This window comes from Kosakonia cowanii JCM 10956 = DSM 18146, from assembly GCF_001975225.1.
GTDB lineage: Bacteria > Pseudomonadota > Gammaproteobacteria > Enterobacterales > Enterobacteriaceae > Kosakonia > Kosakonia cowanii.
Genome location: NZ_CP019445.1, coordinates 3511268 through 3530427, shown reverse-complemented (window position 1 = coordinate 3530427; position 19160 = coordinate 3511268). Strand labels below are relative to the sequence as shown.

Sequence of the window (19160 nt, the reverse complement as noted above, 5' to 3'; positions counted from 1 at the left end):
TCACCAGAAAGTCATGGTTGTAACTGTCTATAACAGTTCGGCGCATTGCGCACTTTTTCTAAACTGATATAGCGAGATCGCCATTAGCGTGCCATCATGACGTACTCTTCGGTCACGTGAACAACCATGAAAAAATATCAGCGCCTGGCGCAGCAAATCGTTGAACAAATTGAACTTGGCGTCTGGCGACCGGGTGAAAAGCTGCCGTCGCTGCGCGAACAGGTGGCGAGCAGCGGGCTGAGTTTTATGACCGTCGGGCATGCGTATCAGCTGCTGGAGAGCCAGGGGCGGGTGATTGCGCGCCCGCAGTCGGGCTATTTTGTCGCACCGACGCCGGGGTTGACGCGCGCACCTGCGCCGCAGGTGATGCGTGACGAAGCGGTTGATATCAACACCTATATATTTGATGTATTGCAGGCAAGCTGTGACGCCTCGGTATTGCCGTTTGGCTCCGCGTTCCCCGATCCGAAACTCTTTCCGATGCCGCAGCTTAACCGCTCGCTGGCAAAGGTAAGCAAGAGTGCAGGGGCGATGAGCGTGATTGAGAACCTGCCGCCGGGCAACAGCCAGTTACGCCATGCTATCGCCCGGCGTTACGCCCGCCAGGGAATGAATATCTCGCCGGACGAGATTGTGATTACCGCCGGTGCCCTCGAGGCACTGAACCTCAGCCTGCAGGCCGTTACCGAGCCGGGCGACTGGGTGATCATTGAAAGCCCCTGTTTTTATGGCGCGCTACAGGCGCTGGAGCGGCTGAAACTGAAAGCGCTCTCGGTACCGACGGATGTGAAAGCCGGCATCGATCTCGACGCGCTTGAGCAGGCGCTGACCGAATACCCGGTGAAAGCCTGCTGGCTGATGACCAACAGCCAGAACCCGCTCGGCTTTACCCTCAGCCCGGAGAAAAAGGCGCGACTGGTCGAGTTGCTGACCGCGCACAATGTCACGCTGATTGAAGATGATGTCTACAGCGAGCTCTATTATGGCCGCGAACAGCCGCTGCCCGCCAAAGCCTGGGATAAAGAGGATATGACCCTGCACTGTTCCTCCTTTTCAAAATGCCTTGTCGCCGGCTTTCGCGTCGGCTGGGTAGCGGCTGGGCGTCACGCGCGGCGCATTCAGCAGCTGCAATTAATGAGCACCTTATCCACCAGTTCGCCGCTACAGCTGGCGCTGGTTGATTATCTCTCCACCCATCACTACGACGCACACCTGCGCCGCTTGCGCCGCCAGCTGGCGGAGCGCAAGCATCTCGCCTGGCAGGCGTTACTGCGCCATCTGCCACCGGAGGTGAAAATCTACCGCAACGAGAGCGGCTATTTTTTATGGCTTGAGTTGCCGAACGGCCTGGATGCGGGCGTGCTCAGCCAGCAGGCGCTGGCGCACCACATCAGCATTGCGCCGGGCAAGATGTTTTCCACCTCCGATAACTGGATCTCCTTCTTTCGCTTTAACTGCGCCTGGGCGTGGGGCGAGAAAGAGGAGCGGGCGGCGATGCGCCTCGGCGAGCTGATCCGCCAGATGATGCAATAACCTTTTGCCGCTGCGCTGACCGCTATTCATAGGAAATGTGAATAGCAACACAGTTCAGCACTGGCTGCCCACCCGTTCTCTCTGCGCGCCGTCTATTTTTAATAGAGTGGGGGCCTTGCGGCTAATCCGTAAACAGACTTATTGACCGGGCAGAGGGAGCGCGATGCAACATCAACTGTTTATTAATGGCGAACTGGTTAACGGCGAAGGTGAAGAGCAGGCGGTCTACAATCCCGCCACCGGCGAGGTGCTGCTGTCGATCGCCGAAGCGTCACATGCGCAGGTCGACGCGGCCGTCGAGGCAGCAGACCGGGCCTTTGTCGAGTGGGGCAGACTACGCCGAAAGCGCGCGCCGACGCGCTGCTGCAACTGGCGCAGGTGATTGAGGATAATGCGGAGATGTTTGCGCGCCTCGAGTCGCTCAACTGCGGCAAGCCGCTGCACTGCGTATTAAATGATGAACTTCCGGCGGTGGTGGATGTTTTCCGCTTCTTCGCCGGTGCCGCGCGCTGCCTGAACGGGCTGGCGGCGGGCGAATATCTGGAGGGGCACACCTCAATGATTCGCCGCGATCCATTAGGCGTGGTGGCCTCTATTGCGCCGTGGAACTACCCGCTAATGATGGCGGCATGGAAACTCGCCCCGGCGCTGGCGGCGGGAAACTGCGTGGTGATCAAACCCTCCGAAATTACACCGCTGACCCTGCTGAAGCTGGCGGAGTTAGCGCAAGGCATCTTCCCGCCGGGCGTGCTGAATGTGCTGTTTGGTCGCGGGCAGAGCGTCGGCGATCGTTTAACCGGCCATCAAAAGGTGCGCATGGTTTCGCTGACCGGATCGATTGCCACCGGTGAGCACATCATTTCCCATACCGCTTCCTCTATTAAGCGCACCCATATGGAACTCGGCGGCAAAGCGCCGGTGATTGTGTTTGATGATGCCGATCTCGACGCGGTGGTCGAAGGGGTGCGCACCTTTGGTTTCTACAATGCCGGGCAGGATTGCACCGCTGCTTGCCGCATCTATGCGCAAAAGGGCATCTATGATGCGCTGGTTGAGAAGCTCGGCGCCGCCGTCGCCAGCCTGAAGATGGGCGAGCCAAACGATGAGTCCACCGAGCTTGGGCCGCTCAGCTCCCAAGCGCACCTTGATCGCGTAGCGCGCGCCGTCGACGAGGCGAAGGCGCTCGGGCATATCAGGGTGGTGACCGGCGGCAATAAACAGCCGGGCGCAGGTTATTACTACCAGCCAACCTTGCTGGCAGGCGCAAAGCAGGAAGACGCGATCGTGCAGCGCGAAGTGTTTGGCCCGGTGGTCAGCGTTACAGAGTTTGATGACGAAGCGCAGGTGCTCGGCTGGGCCAACGATTCGAACTATGGCCTCGCCTCATCGGTATGGACCAAAGATGTCGGACGCGCGCACCGCATCAGCGCACGGCTGCAGTATGGCTGCACCTGGGTCAACACCCACTTTATGCTGGTCAGCGAAATGCCGCACGGCGGACAAAAACACTCCGGCTACGGCAAAGATATGTCGATTTACGGGCTGGAGGATTACACGGTAGTTCGGCATGTGATGATAAAACACTGAGGAAGCTTTAAGTGGCTGTAATACAAGGTTATTGTGTTGCAGCCACTATCTTCTGGGGCACGGGTGGGGCAGTGAAGTCAAGATTACTGTTGGGATAGGGAAAGGTGGCAGCGGCCGGGTTAGACAAAAAATCGGGCATGAAAATGCCGTAGCCGATGCGCTTGTTTCAGGCTCCCATAAAACGTTTCAAAGTGTCTCCGTGTCACAAAAGCGTCAATTTACAGGACTAGCGTCATGCGCAGGCAAGGTTATTGTTTGAATAAAAGGATAAAAAATGAAAGCCCGTATGACGCTGTTCACCGCTTCCCTGCTGCTTGCTCATCAGGCGATGGCGAAAGATCTCCCTTTGACTGCTGCACGCGACATCGCAAATACCACTACCCCGGCGTCGGTAAGCCAGGCATTTGATGGCCTGGAAAGCCAGTCTCTGTCCGCGCTGCGTGACGCGCTGAAAGGCGACAGTGCAAAAGTGGAGCGCGGACAACTGGAGAAAGCGGCGCAAAGCGCAAAACAGGCCGATACCGCCTGGCTGAAAGCCAGCGGCTATGACTTCAAAGTGAAAGACAACCAAAAAGCGGGCATTGAGCTGCTCTCCGCGTTCAGCAAGCTTCCTGCACCGGTGCTGGACCAGAACCTGAAAACCGTTGAGACGATTAACCTCGATGCCACCCAAGGGCTGCGCCATCAGGCGCTGGCGGATGCAGAAGGTATCAGCTACCTCTATTTTCTCTCTGACGCGCTCGGTCCTCGTCTGGGTAAAGCGTTTATCGCCGCCTATGATAAAGGCGAATTAAGCAAAGCCGCCGCGCTGATCAAAACCAGCGAAGTCAGCACCGGCGCGGCGAAGAAGCACTTTGACTACAAACGTCCGTTTCTGATTCAGGGCAATACCATTCACCAGGTCCCGGATGATGTGGTAGTGAAAGATAACAAACCATACTCGGCCGACGGCGGCTCCTTCCCGAGCGGCCATACCAATACCGGTTACACTGATTCTCTGCTGATGGCGGAGATGATCCCGGAACGCTTTGACTCACTAGTGGAGCGCGGTGCGCGCTATGGCTATTCACGCATCGTACTGGGCGTGCACTATCCGCTGGATGTGATGGGTTCAAGAATGGTGGCCCAGCGTAACGTGGCGCATTACCTCAATGATCCGGCTTATCGTAAGCTGTTTAACGAAGCGCGCGATCAACTGCGTACGGCACTGGAAAAAGAGTGCGGCACCTCCCTTGCAGAGTGCGCGAGAACGGCTGGCAAAGACGATCCATATCGTAACCCGGCGATGAAAGAGTTTTACCGCTTCACCATGACCTACGACCTTCCGCAGCAAAAAGGCAACGTGCAGCCGGTGAAAGTACCGGAAGGGGCGGAAGTGCTGCTGGAGGCGGCGTTACCGAATCTGTCGGCGTCCGCACGCCGTGATTTGATGGTGAAAACGGCACTGCCGGGTGGTTATCCGCTGTCTGGCGAAACCGCCGATCAGAACTTCTGGCAACGTCTGAACCTGCCAGAAGCTTATGCGATGGCGCATAAAGCGAAGTAAGTTTTCACAACGGTTCGGGCACGGCCAGCACAGTATTTGTTGTCAGAAGCTAAACGCGTCTGATAATCAAAAATTAATATTTAGCGTCACCAGGGACGGCAGGAAATTACTTACAAATAATGTCATTACCCCGTCACAAAAAGCGGTAATAATAGCTAGCTTTTGAATAATCAGGCAGGGGAATTAAATCATAATGAGTAAAATCGTAGTCGTACTGATTCCCGGGCGTGCTGCCGAGTTTTTGACAGTGGATGACGGCGACACAACTATCTCTTCAACACTCTCATATGGCGCAATGCCGATTGAAAGTTACTGGTGTGAAGGAGAGGAGTTTTATTTTGCCCGTGCGCCGCTCGCGCTAACAATGGAGTGTAGCGTAGCGGCACAGTAATAAAAAAAGGGGCTCAGTTGAGCCCCTTTTTTATCACACAGCTTAACGGCGCAGGAACACCTCGTTTTCGCGCGGTGCCCAATCTTTCTCTGAGAAATCGTAGGTGGGCAGCGCCTCATCTTTAATGCCCTGCGAGCGCAGTACGGCGCGGACTTCTGTCGGTAAGTTTTCGTCGCGGAACAGCTCGGCCAGCACAAACAGCGTGTCGATAAAAGAGAGCTGTTTCACTTCAAACGGCTTCCAGCCGGTACGTTTGAAGATGAGATGGTAGAGCGCCTCCTCACCGGCGAGGGGAACAAAGTTACTGGCATACTTTTCACGATGGCGCGCCAGCAGGACTTCGAGGATAAATATTTGCGCAATGCGCTGCCTCGCAGCATGGCCCCGCACGCTATCCGTGGTCCAATCGTTAAGCGTGATGTCATTATTTTCACGCACCCGAACTTCAATGGCTTGCCACAGATCGTCATATTTCTGCATAAACTTACCTTGTTTCACCTTTTCTTTGCCTGATAAAAACAATAACAGAGAAGATTCTGGCTCGCCAAATATAGCAGCACTTAATTACTGGCTTTCGCTATTAATAATCAGACTTAAGTTAAATCTCATACAGAAATGCATCTAAATAAGCTGAGTTGTTTTTAATCAATATTGAGCAGGAATAATAAGAATAGTTTTATGATTCATACCTTCACGGGATAAAAAAATGAAAATAGCGACATGGTTAGCAGGCGTTATTGTGGCTGCCAGTGTGATGGTGGCACCGCAAGGGGTGGCAAAAGGGCAGGCGCTGAGTGATGCGCAGGTCAAACAGGCAATTATTGAAGAGTCAATTGCCGAGTATCCGGGCACCTGTGCTTGCCCGTTTAATCGCGCGCGGAACGGCAGTTCGTGCGGGCGCCGTAGCGCCTGGAGCAAAGCAGGGGGTTATGCACCCATCTGTTATGCCAATGAAGTGACAAAGGAGATGATTAACGCGTGGCGCGAGCGCCAACAATAATCAGAAAAGAGACGTCCGCTGACGCTGTGTTTACCCTCCCCATCAAGGATTACTCCCGGCGGACGTTTATGAATAGATTCAGCTCGTTAGATCAAAATTGCGGCATACGGCCTGTTTTGAGAAACTATTTAAACTTGATAAAGGTCAATTAAAAGAGCATATTGCGCACGTTTTGTTACTTCTGGGTTAATGCTTGTTATGTCGTTATACCAAAAAATGTTGGTGTTCTATTGTGTCATGGCGTTGATCTGCGCCTTTATCACCTGGTTTCTGTCGCACGATCGTAAACGCATCCGCCTGCTGAGTGCTTTTCTGGTCGGTTCCACCTGGCCGATGAGCTTTCCGGTCGCGCTGCTGTTCTCCATTTTCTGATCTCTGCCTGGCTGCTAAGCAAAGCGTGACCGCCCCGACAGCATGCGGGCAAGAAAGAGAGCAGCATAGGCACTGCACGTTGGCCTATGGACAGGAGAAAGCGGATGGATCTCTACACAAAACTGCTGATTTTTTACGGGGTAATGGCGACGATTTGCGCGCTTGTCACCTGGTTTCTCACCAAAGAGAGGCGCACCATGCGCTTATTGAGTGCACTATTAGTCGGTGCAACATGGCCGATCAGCTTCCCGGTGGCGCTCCTTATTTCACTCTTTTGAAATCGCTCGCAATCTTGCGCTGAAATGCTGTATAAAATACCAGTATCACGCAAGAGGGAGAGCAAATGGACGAACTCAATTCACACCACGCGCAGTGCCGCGTTCGCTGGCACGCCTTACCGGGCGAAGGCGACCCAGTGGTCTTTATTCACGGCCTGGGCTGCGCATCATCCTTTGAATATCCGCGCATTATTACCGACCCGGCACTCGCCGGACGACGCGCCATACTTATCGATCTGCCCGGCAGTGGCTACAGTGAACGACCCGCCAGCTACGCCTATCGCACCACCGATCAGGCAAACGTCGTAGTGGAAGTGCTCGATCATCTTGGCCTGGATGCCTTCTGGCTCTACGGTCACAGCATGGGCGGCAGCATTGCCATTGAGGTCGCCTCACAAGTTAATTCACGTCTTAATGGTCTTGCCGTTTCCGAGCCTAATTTTTACCCCGGCGGTGGGCAGTTCAGCCGCGAGGTGGCGAGCATGGACGAAGGGGATTTTGTCACCTGCGGCTATGCGGCGATGCTGGCGCGGGAGACCTCGCCGTGGGCGGGCAGTTTGCAGAGCACGGCGCCCTGGGCGATGTGGCGGGAAGCGAAAAGCCTGGTTGAGGGCATCACGCCCGGCTGGATGAACCTGTTTGTCGACCTGCCGCGCCCGAAGACGCTGATTTTCGGCGCGCACTCGCTGCCGGACAGTGACGCCGATGAGGTCCGCCAGCAGGGGATCGATCTGCGCATTATCGCCGACGCCGGTCACTCCATGTCATGGGAGCAGCCATCGGCACTGGCGCAGGCGATCGGGTCGTTTATCGCGCAGCACGAATAAAAAACCCGGCGAGAGTGCCGGGTTGCGGGTTAAGGCAGCAGCGCTTTTAGCGCCGCGCGCGCCTCAGGGCTGACATCGAGCGGGTGGCGGTAGCCGATATTCTCAATCGCCCGGTTGTAGAGCGCGACCAGCCAGTCGTAGACGTAGCGGGTTGCGGCGTGTACCGGCTGCTCCCCGAGACGCGTTAACCGCTCGCCGCCCACGTCAATCACCGCGGTAGCAAAAATGGTGCTGCCTTTCTGCACGCGGCTGGCCGGGCGGCTCTCCGGCGGGAGATCGGCATAGCCGAGCCAGGCGACAAAGTTGCCGATGGCGGCATGAAGCTGCGCTGCGCAGGCGGTATCGCGCTGCATAATCTTCTGCAGGGTTTCCGGCAGACGCAGGCGGTAGCTGCTGATAATCACAATCTCGGCCATCTGGCGCAGCGTCGCCGGGCTGACGCCGAGGCGCACAGCATTGTCATCATTGCGGCTCCACTGGCGCACGTGGTTGACCCACAGAGCATGCGCCTGCTGACCGACATCTTTCGCCATTGCCTGCGGCTCGGCGCTCTCAGCCGATTCAGCAAACAGGTCGATTGACTCGTTAAACAGGCCGCTCACTTTCTCTTCACGCGGCTGCTGTACCTTCCAGAGCGTATCGAACTGCTGCATATCCGGCATCAATCCTTCCAGCAGTTCACCGTGGCGTGAAGCCTGAACCTGCAGTTCGCGCACCACGGACTCCGCCCGTTTACGCTGCTCATCCGCATCCTGTTCCGGGCTGACGACCCATGCCTGCAACAAATCACGCAGGGCGCGCTGCTGGCGGTCGCTCAGCGCTTTCAGCCGCTGCTGGCGCAGGGCGGGCGCGGTGGCTTGCGCCAGCCACTCAAGCAGACGCTGCAAACTGCTGGCATCCAGCGCCTGCAATGTGCCCCAGTGCTGGCCCGGTTTGCCAATCAGCTGCTGGACGGTTTCATCCAGATTTTGCGCCAGCGTAAAACGCGCATCCTGCGGCGTGATCGCCCAGACCAGCCCCGGTAGCGCCGACTCCTGGCCCGACTGCGTCTCTTTCACCCAGTTCAGCAGCGCGCGTGCGGTGGTGGCGGTTTCCGCGCGATCGAGCGTGGCGTTGCAGATCATCAACACATCCGGTTGCAGGCGCTGGCGGTAGTTCTCCAGCAGCCAGCGGCATTTACTGCGCCACAGCGGCTGGCCTTCACGCGGGCCGGGGGCGGGAATATCCAGAATATCGACGCCCGGTAGCAGGCTGTTTTCCACCGGCAGCACCAGCTCGCGGGTGATCAGCGCCAGCGTTGCCAGCGGAATGCTGACCGCATTTTGCAACTGCTCGTTGGCCCACGGGTGCACCACCACTTCATCCTGGATCGCCTCCTCCTGCTCAACCGCCGGGGTTAAAAAACCGTCGGTCGGCAGCGCGAAGGTATCCACCAGAATGCTCAGCGGTGCTGCGATCTCGGTGGCGTTACCGGTCTGATGCAGGGTGTGCGCAAGGGCAAACCACTGCTGGGTCAACTCTTGCTGTTCGCCCCACAGTAGCGACCAGGCGCTGGCGCGTGCGCTCAGATCAAGGGAGGGCAGTAGGGTGGCGAACTGATACCAGAGCGCATCATCCATCTGCTGCTGCGCGGCGGGCACGACAGCGCGCCAGAAGCGGGCAATAGCGCCAATCTCCTCGGCGGTGATCCCCGGCACAGCGTTAGGCTGGCGCAGCGCGCGCCATTTCGCGACCCGATCTTCAATTACCGCTTTATCAACCGCGCGCAGGTCTGGCTGCTGATGCGCATGGGCGATAAACAGCTGGACCAGCTCCGCTTCACTGAGAATGCGCAGGCAGAGCGGGAAACCCTCATCCATAAACGGCAGGCGCTGGCTAAAACGCAGCGCCATGCTGGTGAGGGCGTGACCGGGGTTGATGTGGCTGAAGTAATCCAGCGTCTTTTCGCCGGGGCGCACATGCATGCGGCCATTGCCGCTGCCGCACAGGGCGGCGAGCAGATGCGCTTTTGCCGCCTGCGAGCGACCATACAGCCCGACGGTGCAGGGAGCGTCAGCCACCTCCGCCAGCGCCTGTTCATCGGCCGCGGCAGCGGTAACGCGCGCCAGCAGGGCATCGGCGTCATCATCGAGCAGCGGTGAGTGCTGACGGTTGTTAGTGATCCATGCAGTTAAGGCTTGGGTGGTTTTTACGCTCGCACTCATTTCAGGTACACACTCCCGCTGTCGATCCAGTAATGGCTTCCGCTGTGTCGGCGGTCGGCCAGCGTATTCAATTTAAACGTTAACGCATCGGCAGGAACCGGGGTGCCATCCTGCAACCAGGCTTCACTCAGGGTAAACGCCTCCGGGCCGTGGTGTTTATTGCCGCCGCTAAACTGTAGCCGCACATTCAACACCCCGTCACCGGCGATGGTTTTCGCCAGCTCCTGCGAGTTAATACTCAGCGTGTAGAGCGGCGTGGCCGGCCAGCGGGCATTTGCCAGCTGACGGAAACCGAGCGTCACATTGCCGCGCAGCGGGAAGTGCAGCCGCGCATCCAGCTTGGCACCGGGTTTATCCAGATCGATATCGTGATACCAGATGTTCTCATCACGCAGGGTATTAACCACGTTATCCAGTACGCCGAGGTAGCGCACCGTCGAGTAGGCGCCTATATCCGCCGCTTTAAAGTTAAAGCGCGGCAGGCGCAGATCGAGCGCCAGGCTGCACAGCATCGCGCCAACGGCGGCAGTCGATTTCGGGTTACCGATTTTGCCCTGTTGGCTGAAGGGGTACCACTCATGCACGCGGTACTTATCCAGCCACACCATGCGGTTGACCGGCACCGGTTGCAGGTGGCGAATCAGCGCCTGCACGCCCGGCAGACAGCCCGGACGACCGGTAATCAGCAGTACGTCGCAGCTGTAGTGGCTGATCGCTTCACACACCGCGTGCAGCGGGGCGGTGAGGGTAAACTGCCCGGCCAGCATCGCCTCTTGCAGATCACGGAAGGTGATTTGCAGCGGTACCGACAGCACATCAAACTCCGCCGAACCGGCAGGCAGGGCGTGGTCGATCGCCTGCTTCAGGTAGTTCATCACGTTGCGCGTCGGCGTCTGCTTCAGCAGTTCGCCAAAGGTCGCATAAAGGCCAGCCAGCGGATCGTTAATGTCGCTCTCTTCCCAGGCCGCCAGAATCGCATGGCCAACCGGCATAAAGAGTTGCAGGGTGGTTTGCTGGCGCAGCACCGCCTGGGTGTCGATACGCCCGGAGTCGCCAAACAGCGTTGCCATGATCGCCGCCGCGTCGGTAATGCCCGCTTTCTGCATATGTGTTTGCAGCGCAGGCAGCACGCAGCGCTGGATCACATCTAACAGAATGTCATCGCCCGCCACTTTAAACCCTTCACGGAAGAGCAGTTGTGGGGTGATTTTGACATTACTGCCGGTGCCATCATCCAGCTGATAATGGGTGATCGCCATATCGGTGGTGCCGCCGCCGATATCGACGGAGGCCACGCGCAGCGAGCGCCCCGGCACCGCGCCCGGCGCTTCGGTGCGATCCGGGCGGGCGAGGGAGGCAAAAAAGGTTTCGGTCTGCCCGGCAAAGCGGGAGATCGCTTCGTTATAGAGCCATACCAGCTGGCCGCAGCTTGCTTCGTCCCACTCCATCTGGATATAGGGCACCGGCACCACGCTCTTTTCCTGCTGCTTACGCTGGGCAAAATCCTCATCCTGCGGATGCCAGCCCATCGCTTTCCACACCAGGGCAATTGCTTCAAACATGCGGCGGCGGAAGATCTCGCGCTCCTGCTTCGGCATCGCCGACGGCAGGGTCAGAATAATGGTGCGCAGCTGGCGCGGCGAGGCCGGGAAGCCAAGGCGCAGGCGGGTCGCAACGCTGTTGATCTGCCCGAGCGCCTGCGAAAGCAGCTCGCACAGCATATGGGTCATCAGCGTGCTGCGGCTATACTGCGGCGAGAAGACTGGCAGACGCTCATCCAGCGGCAGGCTGTAGAGCGGCTGGCCTTCGTCATTCATCAGGTTCATCAACGGGAAGGCGGTCGCCAGCGGTTCACGCTGCGTTTTGCTGTTCATCTGGCTGAAACGCCAGTCCTGCAATACCGGGGTTTCATCCCACAGATAGCGACGCGGGCTGGAGATACCGCTGTTTCCTTCGGTACCGATACGCTGCATCGCCAGCTTGCGTGCTTCATCGCCGACGCGGACGATCGACGGCCAGATAAAGGCATCTTCACGCCCGCTCTCGACCGAAAAATGCTGCTTGCCGAAGCGCGCTTCAGAAAACTCAAGCCGGCTGGTAAACAGCGGCTCGTTAAGAAATTGTGGCTCGCTGAGCGAGCGCACCTGCAACTCAGCGGTCTGGCGCAGGCCATCGTTGGCGTCGCCATGATCTTCAATAATCACGCCGCAGGTGTGCGTATTGCCGACATCAAGGATCAGATCGACCGGAATAGCAGGGGTGCTGAGCGTATGGGTGACGATTTTTACTTCCGGCACCTGAATCTGCATGCCGAGCAGCGACATCACGTTCAGCCAGTGCGCCTGGTACTCAAAACCGCGCAGGGCCTGATGAATTTCGCGCTCGCTGCGGCTTTCATGCTGGGTAATAAAGTGCAAAAACGCTTCGCGCAGCCAGCCATCAACCCACGTCTGGTCGAGAAAATCGGCCACTTCATCATCGCGCCAGGCGAGCGAAAAGCGGGTGCCGTTGAGAATGTCATTCTCCTGCGGCGCAAGGGCGGCAGGCGAGTTGCCGTTGATCTGGCTGTCGAGGGCCAGCGCCACGCGGTGCGTGTTTCCGGCGCTGTCCGGCTCGGGAAGTTTGCGGATCTGCACGCGCGCCCAGTTATCCGGGCCTTCAACGAAGGTGCGCGGCGGGTTAAAGCGCAGAAACGGGATCGGCAACCAGACGCCGTCGAGGATCGACAGGGAGTATTGCAGCGGGTGAGTGCTCTCGGGTTTGACCACTTCCGGCTGACCGCCGTCGCGGTTGGGCAGGGTATAACGCTCATTCACCACGTCGAAATCGAGGCGCAGCAGCGGCCCGTTCGCGGTTTTACGCACAAAACGGCCGCTGTTCGCCGAGTCCTGCGGCGTCAGACCGAAATCGAGAAACTGCACGCCGCTATTGGCGATCAGCGTGACGCTCTGTTTGTAGTCGCAAAGATTAACCAACATAAATCAATCACCTGTGTTTCTGAACGTCACCGGAACGGTGGTTTTTGCGTCAAAACGCGCGCTGCACTCCGCCACGTCGTTGGTGCCTGCTTTACAGGAAATATCCGGCATCGGGTAGCGCGTCCCGTCGCTGCAACGCGCATTACCGCGGCTCTTGATCAGCAACTCGCCCGTCTGATGCAGGCCGGAGAAGAGATCGGCGCGACAGGTGACGTTCTTGCCCATCACAATGCGGGCGCTGCCTTTATTATTCTGAATCTGATAACGCACGTTCGGCGCTTTGCCAGTGACCGGATCTTTAATATCCATCGCCAGTCGCCAGGTGCCGTTGAGGAATTTGGTCGAGCCCATTTTGACCTGCTGGGCATCCATTACCATTGCCCCTTTCGGGATTGGCATAATCACCACCGGCTCGTTTTCCGCCGGTTTCTCTGCCGGGGCTTTCTCTTCAGCCGGTAATACCGCGGCCTGGTGCAGCGGCAGATTGGCTGACAGGGCCGGGATCGGTTCCGCCTCAATCGGCTTCGGTGCAATGGCGACCGGTTTTGTCGGCTCGGCAACCGGCGCAGAAGCGGTTTCTACTTTCTGCTGCTGTTGTTTGAGCACAACCGGCACGGCAACGGCGGCGGCAACAGCGGCGGCTAACGGCAGCAGCCACAGCGCGGTGCGGCGACGTTTTTTCGTTTTCGGTGCGGGCGCGGCGGCGGCGGGCTCTTTCGCCGGAGCAGGCTCCTGATCGGCATCCTGCACCGCCTGATAGATCGGCGCGACATTCATCGGCTGCGGTTTAACCGGCGGCGGGGTAGTTAAGAGCGGGGCATCGGCCTGGCTGAAGCTCGCTTCCGCTGCAGGTTCACTCTGCGCTTCTTTTTCCGGCTCTGGCTCAGGTTGCGGCTCGGGCTCCGGTTCCGGCTCGATCACAATCTCCGGCACTTCCGGCTCAGGCTCGTAGAGACACTCAAGCACATTTTCGCGCGCGCTTTCATTAAGGTTAACGAAGCCCCAGAAGGTGATGACCGGTTTGCCATCAACGAGGAAAACATGGTTTTCGCCGGGGAATTGCAGCGCTTTTTCCAGCAGCGAACCGAAGAGTTGCTGTGCGGTTTTTGGCGACTGCATACATTTACGGCTCAGGGCGGCCGCGCTATCAAGCGTGCTTTCGAGGAAGCGCAATGCGCGGGCGCGGGCCTCCGGCTCAGCCGCTTTCCACGAGCGGGATTGACCGTCGATGGGCGAGTACCAGTCGACACGATCGCCTTCATCATTAACCTGCGGTATTGCCAGGCAATCCACTAACGCCTGCTGTTTACGCAGACGCAGCGCTTCCCGAATTTGTAGTGCCGAATCGAATACGGCCTGACCGCCGCCGCCAACGGCCTGGAAATCATCCAGATCGCCGCTGCGCAAGAGTGTTTTTGCCACGTTTTCATCCCATAGACTTCTTCACGCGTCTACTATACGCGTTCCCGTCGCCAGTAAAAGGCAGAGGAAAGCGCAAAACCATTGAATTCTCGACGCATTGAGCGCATCGAGACCTTATGACGGTCAAAATACGCCCTACAGTAAATTTTCTTATTAAGCATGGTGGATATTTCAGCAAAAACAACCGCTTTAGCATAACTTGATAGAGATTGGTTATTTGCCAGTTCGCCCGGCCTGTGCTGAGATTAGAACTCCATATAAAAAAAGAAGGCTCCTGCACATGACCACAGGGAAAACACTGCTCGCGCTGGCGTTGAGCACACTCTTACCGGCAAGCGCCGCATTTGCGGCTTCCAACGACACACTGATCTACTGCTCCGAAGCCTCGCCGGAGTCTTTCAACCCGCAAATTGCCAGCTCCGGCCCGTCGTTTGTCGCCAGCTCGCAGGTGCTTTACAACCGCCTTGTCACCTTCGATCCGGTGAAAAATACCCCGGTGCCGTCGCTGGCGACGGAGTGGAAAGTCTCCGACGATGGCAAAACCTGGACCTTTACGCTGCGCCAGGGCGTTAAATTCAACAGCAACAAATATTTCAAACCGACGCGCGACTTTAATGCCGATGACGTGATCTTCTCCGTTATGCGCCAGATGGATGCCAAGCATCCGTACCACAACGTCTCAAAAGGCAATTACGAATACTTCACCGATGTCGGGCTGGATAAGCTGATTAAAGAGGTGAAGAAGGTCGATGATTACCACGTTCAGTTTGTGCTCAATGAACCGAACGCCGCTTTCCTTGCCGACTGGGGCATGGATTTTGCCTCGATTCTTTCGGCCGAGTATGCCGACGCGATGCTGAAAAAAGGCACGCCGGAGAATGTTGATAACTGGCCAATCGGAACCGGCCCCTACGCGTTACAGCAGTACAAAACCGATGCGCTGATCCGCTATATCGCTAACCCGAACTACTGGGATGGCCCGGTGCCGACTAAGCACCTGATCTTCTCCATCACCCCGGATGTGCAGACGCGTCTGGCAAAATTGCAAACCAATGAGTGCCAGATTATTCCTGCCCCGGCACCGGTGCAGTTTGAGCAGATCAAAAAGAATAAAGAGTTAACTCTTCACACGGTTGAAGCGCTGAACGTCGGCTATCTGGCGTTTAACACCGAGAAAAAACCGTTTGATAACGTGCTGGTGCGCCAGGCGCTGAACTACGCCACCGATAAAAAAGCGATTGTGAATGCGGTGTTCCTGGGCTCCGCCAGCGTGGCGAAATCGCCGCTGCCGCCAAATATGCTCGGCTACAACAAAGATCTGCCGGAGTACAGCTACGATCCGGAGAAAGCGAAAGCGCTGCTGAAACAGGCGGGGCTGGAGAAGGGCTTTGAAGCGACGCTCTGGTCAATGCCGGTGCAGCGCCCCTATAACCCGAACTCGCGCCGTATCGCCGAGATGATCCAGAGCGACTGGGCGAAAGTGGGCGTGAAAGCGAAGATTGTCTCCTACGAGTGGGGCGAGTACCTTTCCGGCATGCGTAAAGGCGAGCACGACACCGCGCTGTTTGGCTGGATGTCCGATAACGGCGATCCGGATAACTTCGCCGATACGCTGCTCGGCTGCGACAGCGTGAAGACCGGCGCCAACGCCGCGCGCTGGTGTGATAAGCCTTACGACGAGCTGGTGAAAAAAGCGAAGCTGGTGAGCGATCCGGCCGAGCGTGCGAAACTCTACGGCCAGGCGCAGGATATTTTCTATAAGCAGGCACCGTGGATCCCGCTGGCAAACGGCAAAACCTTCTACGCGACGCGCAGCAAAGTCACCGGCTACAGCGTCAGCCTGATGGGCAGTGATTTTTCCAAAGCGAAGCTGAATTAAGGAGAGGGTATGTCACATCTTGATGAGGTTACCGCCCGCGTCGACGCCGCCATTGCCGACGGGGCAATTATCGGCATGAACGAACTGCTGGTTATCCTGAGCGATGATGGCGAACTGAGCCGCGAAGCGCGTTACGAGCAGCAGCAGCGCCTGCGTAACGCCATCGCCCATCATGGACGCCAGCATAAAGAGGATGCGGAAGCGCGACGCGAGCAGCTCACCAAAGGTGGCGAGATTCTCTGATAGTGCACTGACAAAACGGGCCAAGTGGCCCGTTTTTTTATTCCTCAAAACTGTCGCCGGGCGACCAGCCAGGCCCCGATCACCAGTAACACCGCGCCGCATACCGGGCCAACCAGTGCCCGCAGCGCCACGCCTTCGCTCTTCACCACATCCATCACCAGTCCGCCAATAAGCTGGCTGGCGATCAGCACGGCGATAGTGGTTGCCGCACCGACATTTTGATAGCCGCTGATGCTAGCGAAAACAAAAAAGGAGCCGAGCAGGCCGGGGATCAGCGTCCACCATTTGACGCTGCCAACCAACTCCTGAAAGCCGCCGACGCCCTGTTTGATCAAAAGAATAGAGACAAACAGCACAATGCCGACCAGCGAGTTGAGCAGCATGGCGATCAGAATGGTAGAGGAGGCCTGGGTAATGCGCACCATCAGCGTGTTCTGGATAACCAGCCCGATACCGGCGGCAACCAGAAAAGCGAGGGTCAGGGACTGGTTCATGCCGGCGCGTCCGGATCGCTGCGGTTATCGAGCTGAAGCTGCATAAAGGTGAGATCCAGCCAGCGGCCAAACTTGGTGCCGACCTGCGGCATCTGCCCGGTAATGGTAAAGCCGAGCTTCTGGTGCAGATGAATCGACCCCTGATTTTGCGCTTCGATACCGGCGACCATCACATGTTTGCCGATGCGCTTCGCTTCCTCAATCAGCCGCACCATCAGCGCCAGGCCAAGGCCTTTGCCCTGGTGTTTCGGATGGACATAGACCGAGTGTTCAACCGTGTGGCGAAAGCCGTCGAACGCGCGCCAGTCGCCGAAAGAGGCATAGCCCGTGACAACGCCATTTTCTTCGCTCACAATCACCGGATAGCCGAGCAGGGCGCGCGCCTCAAACCACGCAATGCGGTTATCGGCATCCACCGTTTGATCATTCCAGATCGCCGCCGTGTTAATCACGGCGTGGTTATAAATAGCGGCAATCGCCGCGCAATCCTCTTTCACGGCATAACGAATCGACATGGTTGAACCCCTGATCTGTACACTATAGTATGACGTTATGAATACTATCTCAGACAATATAAATCAACGGATCAGTGCGCGAATTCGCCTTGAGCGCGAGTCGCGCGGCTGGTCGCTGACGGAACTCGCCGAACGCGCGGGTGTGTCGCGGGCAATGATCCACAAAATCGAGCGGGCAGAGAGCAGCCCAACGGCAACGCTGCTGGCGCGCATCTGCGGCGCGTTTGCCATTAGTATGTCGACGTTGATTGCCCGCGCAGAGATGCAGGAGGGCAAACTGCTGCGCTTCGCCAGCCAGCCGGTGTGGCGCGATCCGCAAACCCACTATCTGCGCCGCCATGTTTCGCCGCGCAGCGACCTGCCAATCGATCTGGTGCAGATTGAGCTGCCGCCCGGCAGCGATATCCCGATGCCTGCCTCCTCTTATGCGCTGGCGCGCCAGCTTATCTGGTTACAGGAAGGCAGCCTGGTGTTTCTCGAAGGCGAAACGCGCCATGAGATGCAGCCTGGGGATTGTCTGGAATTGGGCCCGCCAAACGACTGCCGATTTATCAACGAAACCCTTGCGCCGTGCCGCTATCTGGTGGTGCGCCTCAATCATGCCGCCACGTAATGCCAACGCGCGGGCGGCGTTAACCGTCTACTATCATTAGTCAGTCCACACTGCACAGGAGAGCAAAATGAACCAACATTCACACCGCAACCGCCGCTGGGTACTGGCTTCGCGTCCGCATGGCGCGCCAACCACAGAGAATTTCCGGCTGGAGGAGGATGAGGTCGCCTCACCGGGCGAAGGCCAGGTGCTGCTGCGCACGGTCTATCTCTCCCTCGACCCCTATATGCGCGGACGCATGAGCGACGCGCCATCTTACTCGCCGCCGGTAAAAATCGGTGAAGTGATGTGCGGCGGTACCGTCAGCCGCGTCGTTAAATCGCAGCACCCGGACTTCGCCGAGGGCGACTGGGTTCTCGCCGGCAGCGGCTGGCAGGATTACGACATCGCCAGCGGCGATGATCTGGTGAAACTCGATAGCACCATTCCGCACCCCTCCTGGGCGCTGGGGATCCTTGGCATGCCGGGCTTTACCGCCTATATGGGCTTGCTGGATATCGGCCAGCCGAAAGAGGGCGAAACGCTGGTCGTCGCCGCAGCAACCGGGCCGGTTGGCGCAACGGTTGGTCAGATTGGCAAAATCAAAGGCTGTCGCGTGGTAGGTGTTGCGGGCGGCAGCGAGAAGTGTCGTCATGCCGTGGAAGTGCTCGGTTTTGATGAGTGTATCGATCACCATGCCGACGATTTTAGCGAGCGTCTGGCGAAGGCCTGCCCGCAGGGCATCGATATCTATTATGAGAACGTCGGCGGCAAAGTATTCGATGCCGTCCTGCCGTTATTAAATACCTCAGCGCGCATTCCGCTCTGTGGTCTGGTGAGCGGTTATAACGCCACCGACCTTCCGGAAGGCCCGGATCGCGTTCCATTATTAATGGCGACGATTCTGAAGAAGCGTATTCGATTGCAGGGGTTTATTATCATGCAGGATTATGGTCACCGGCTGCATGAATTCCAGCAGGAGATGGCAAGCTGGCTGAAACAGGATCGCATTCATTACCGCGAGCAGGTAACGGAGGGTCTTGAGCAGGCGCCAGAGGCGTTTATCGGCTTACTGGAAGGGAAAAACTTCGGCAAAGTTGTAGTAAAAGTAGCCTCAGAAAACTAAATAAAAAAATGGCGGTAAAAACCGCCATTTTAAATTGGGCATTTCTGTGAAAAACAGCTTTAATTATACATGCATAAGGAATTGTTGACCTTGTGGAGGCAGTTCCTGGTGGTCGTGCATAATAAATAACTTTTTGTTCTAACTTTACGCAATCATCCAATACCAGGCATGCA

17 protein-coding genes and 1 pseudogene are annotated in these 19160 nt (G+C 57.4%); 12 read left to right on the top strand and 6 right to left on the bottom strand.

Annotated features, from left to right (window positions below):
- The first annotated feature begins 126 nt into the window (after window positions 1–126).
- From BWI95_RS16630 to BWI95_RS16615, 4 genes and pseudogenes are all read left to right on the top strand, one after another.
- Complete coding sequence (locus BWI95_RS16630) at window positions 127–1533, top strand: aminotransferase-like domain-containing protein (protein WP_076769868.1); 1407 nt, start codon at window positions 127–129, stop codon at window positions 1531–1533.
- 163 nt (window positions 1534–1696) lie between these two features.
- A pseudogene (gene patD / locus BWI95_RS16625) lies at window positions 1697–3120 on the top strand (aminobutyraldehyde dehydrogenase).
- A gap of 274 nt (window positions 3121–3394) precedes the next feature.
- Window positions 3395–4666, top strand: a complete 1272-nt coding sequence (locus BWI95_RS16620; RefSeq protein WP_054803610.1) for an acid phosphatase — start codon at window positions 3395–3397, stop codon at window positions 4664–4666.
- A 193-nt stretch (window positions 4667–4859) separates the two neighbouring features.
- Window positions 4860–5057: a hypothetical protein gene (locus BWI95_RS16615; protein ID WP_054803609.1), complete on the top strand. Its 198-nt coding sequence runs from the start codon at window positions 4860–4862 to the stop codon at window positions 5055–5057.
- A 42-nt stretch (window positions 5058–5099) separates the two neighbouring features.
- Here BWI95_RS16615 and BWI95_RS16610 read toward each other — a convergent pair whose 3' ends face one another.
- On the bottom strand, window positions 5100–5555 hold the full coding sequence (locus tag BWI95_RS16610; RefSeq protein ID WP_050019375.1) for an ECs1072 family phage-associated protein: 456 nt from the start codon (window positions 5553–5555) through the stop codon (window positions 5100–5102).
- A 256-nt stretch (window positions 5556–5811) separates the two neighbouring features.
- Between BWI95_RS16610 and BWI95_RS16605 the strand changes: the two genes are divergently transcribed.
- From BWI95_RS16605 to BWI95_RS16590, 4 genes are all read left to right on the top strand, one after another.
- Window positions 5812–6057: a hypothetical protein gene (locus tag BWI95_RS16605; RefSeq protein ID WP_083699473.1), complete on the top strand. Its 246-nt coding sequence runs from the start codon at window positions 5812–5814 to the stop codon at window positions 6055–6057.
- Window positions 6058–6255: 198 nt separating this feature from the next.
- Window positions 6256–6429, top strand: coding sequence for a GhoT/OrtT family toxin (locus BWI95_RS16600; protein ID WP_071789450.1), 174 nt, complete (start codon window positions 6256–6258; stop codon window positions 6427–6429).
- 104 nt (window positions 6430–6533) lie between these two features.
- On the top strand, window positions 6534–6707 hold the full coding sequence (locus BWI95_RS16595; RefSeq protein ID WP_076769866.1) for a GhoT/OrtT family toxin: 174 nt from the start codon (window positions 6534–6536) through the stop codon (window positions 6705–6707).
- A 65-nt stretch (window positions 6708–6772) separates the two neighbouring features.
- A complete protein-coding gene (locus BWI95_RS16590) occupies window positions 6773–7534 on the top strand; it encodes an alpha/beta fold hydrolase (RefSeq protein WP_076769865.1) in 762 nt (253 codons plus the stop codon).
- Between the two features lie 29 nt (window positions 7535–7563).
- On the opposite strand, the gene BWI95_RS16585 is transcribed toward BWI95_RS16590, so the two are convergent.
- From BWI95_RS16585 to BWI95_RS16575, 3 genes are read right to left on the bottom strand one after another with little or no spacing between them, the layout of a single operon-like run.
- Window positions 7564–9738, bottom strand: a complete 2175-nt coding sequence (locus tag BWI95_RS16585) for a virulence factor SrfC family protein (protein WP_076769864.1) — start codon at window positions 9736–9738, stop codon at window positions 7564–7566.
- Window positions 9735–12716, bottom strand: coding sequence for a virulence factor SrfB (locus BWI95_RS16580; protein WP_076769863.1), 2982 nt, complete (start codon window positions 12714–12716; stop codon window positions 9735–9737). The genes BWI95_RS16585 and BWI95_RS16580 overlap by 4 nt, the downstream gene beginning before the upstream one ends.
- A gap of 3 nt (window positions 12717–12719) precedes the next feature.
- Window positions 12720–14138, bottom strand: a complete 1419-nt coding sequence (locus BWI95_RS16575) for an SrfA family protein (RefSeq protein WP_076769862.1) — start codon at window positions 14136–14138, stop codon at window positions 12720–12722.
- 280 nt (window positions 14139–14418) lie between these two features.
- Between BWI95_RS16575 and BWI95_RS16570 the strand changes: the two genes are divergently transcribed.
- Window positions 14419–16017 carry an ABC transporter substrate-binding protein gene (locus BWI95_RS16570; protein ID WP_076769861.1) on the top strand — a complete coding sequence of 533 codons (1599 nt, stop codon included), beginning with the start codon at window positions 14419–14421 and terminating at the stop codon, window positions 16015–16017.
- Window positions 16018–16026: 9 nt separating this feature from the next.
- Window positions 16027–16260, top strand: coding sequence for a YdcY family protein (locus tag BWI95_RS16565; protein ID WP_023478778.1), 234 nt, complete (start codon window positions 16027–16029; stop codon window positions 16258–16260).
- Between the two features lie 44 nt (window positions 16261–16304).
- On the opposite strand, the gene BWI95_RS16560 is transcribed toward BWI95_RS16565, so the two are convergent.
- Together BWI95_RS16560 and BWI95_RS16555 are read right to left on the bottom strand one after the other, a co-directional pair.
- Complete coding sequence (locus tag BWI95_RS16560) at window positions 16305–16754, bottom strand: DMT family transporter (protein ID WP_076769860.1); 450 nt, start codon at window positions 16752–16754, stop codon at window positions 16305–16307.
- The gene (locus tag BWI95_RS16555) at window positions 16751–17269 is read right to left on the bottom strand and encodes a GNAT family N-acetyltransferase (RefSeq protein WP_076769859.1); all 519 of its coding nucleotides are present in this window, start codon (window positions 17267–17269) and stop codon (window positions 16751–16753) included. The genes BWI95_RS16560 and BWI95_RS16555 overlap by 4 nt, the downstream gene beginning before the upstream one ends.
- A 37-nt stretch (window positions 17270–17306) precedes the next feature.
- Between BWI95_RS16555 and BWI95_RS16550 the strand changes: the two genes are divergently transcribed.
- A complete protein-coding gene (locus BWI95_RS16550) occupies window positions 17307–17882 on the top strand; it encodes a helix-turn-helix domain-containing protein (protein WP_023478637.1) in 576 nt (191 codons plus the stop codon).
- 67 nt (window positions 17883–17949) lie between these two features.
- The gene (locus tag BWI95_RS16545; protein ID WP_054803606.1) at window positions 17950–18987 is read left to right on the top strand and encodes an NADP-dependent oxidoreductase; all 1038 of its coding nucleotides are present in this window, start codon (window positions 17950–17952) and stop codon (window positions 18985–18987) included.
- Window positions 18988–19160: the final 173 nt, after the last annotated feature.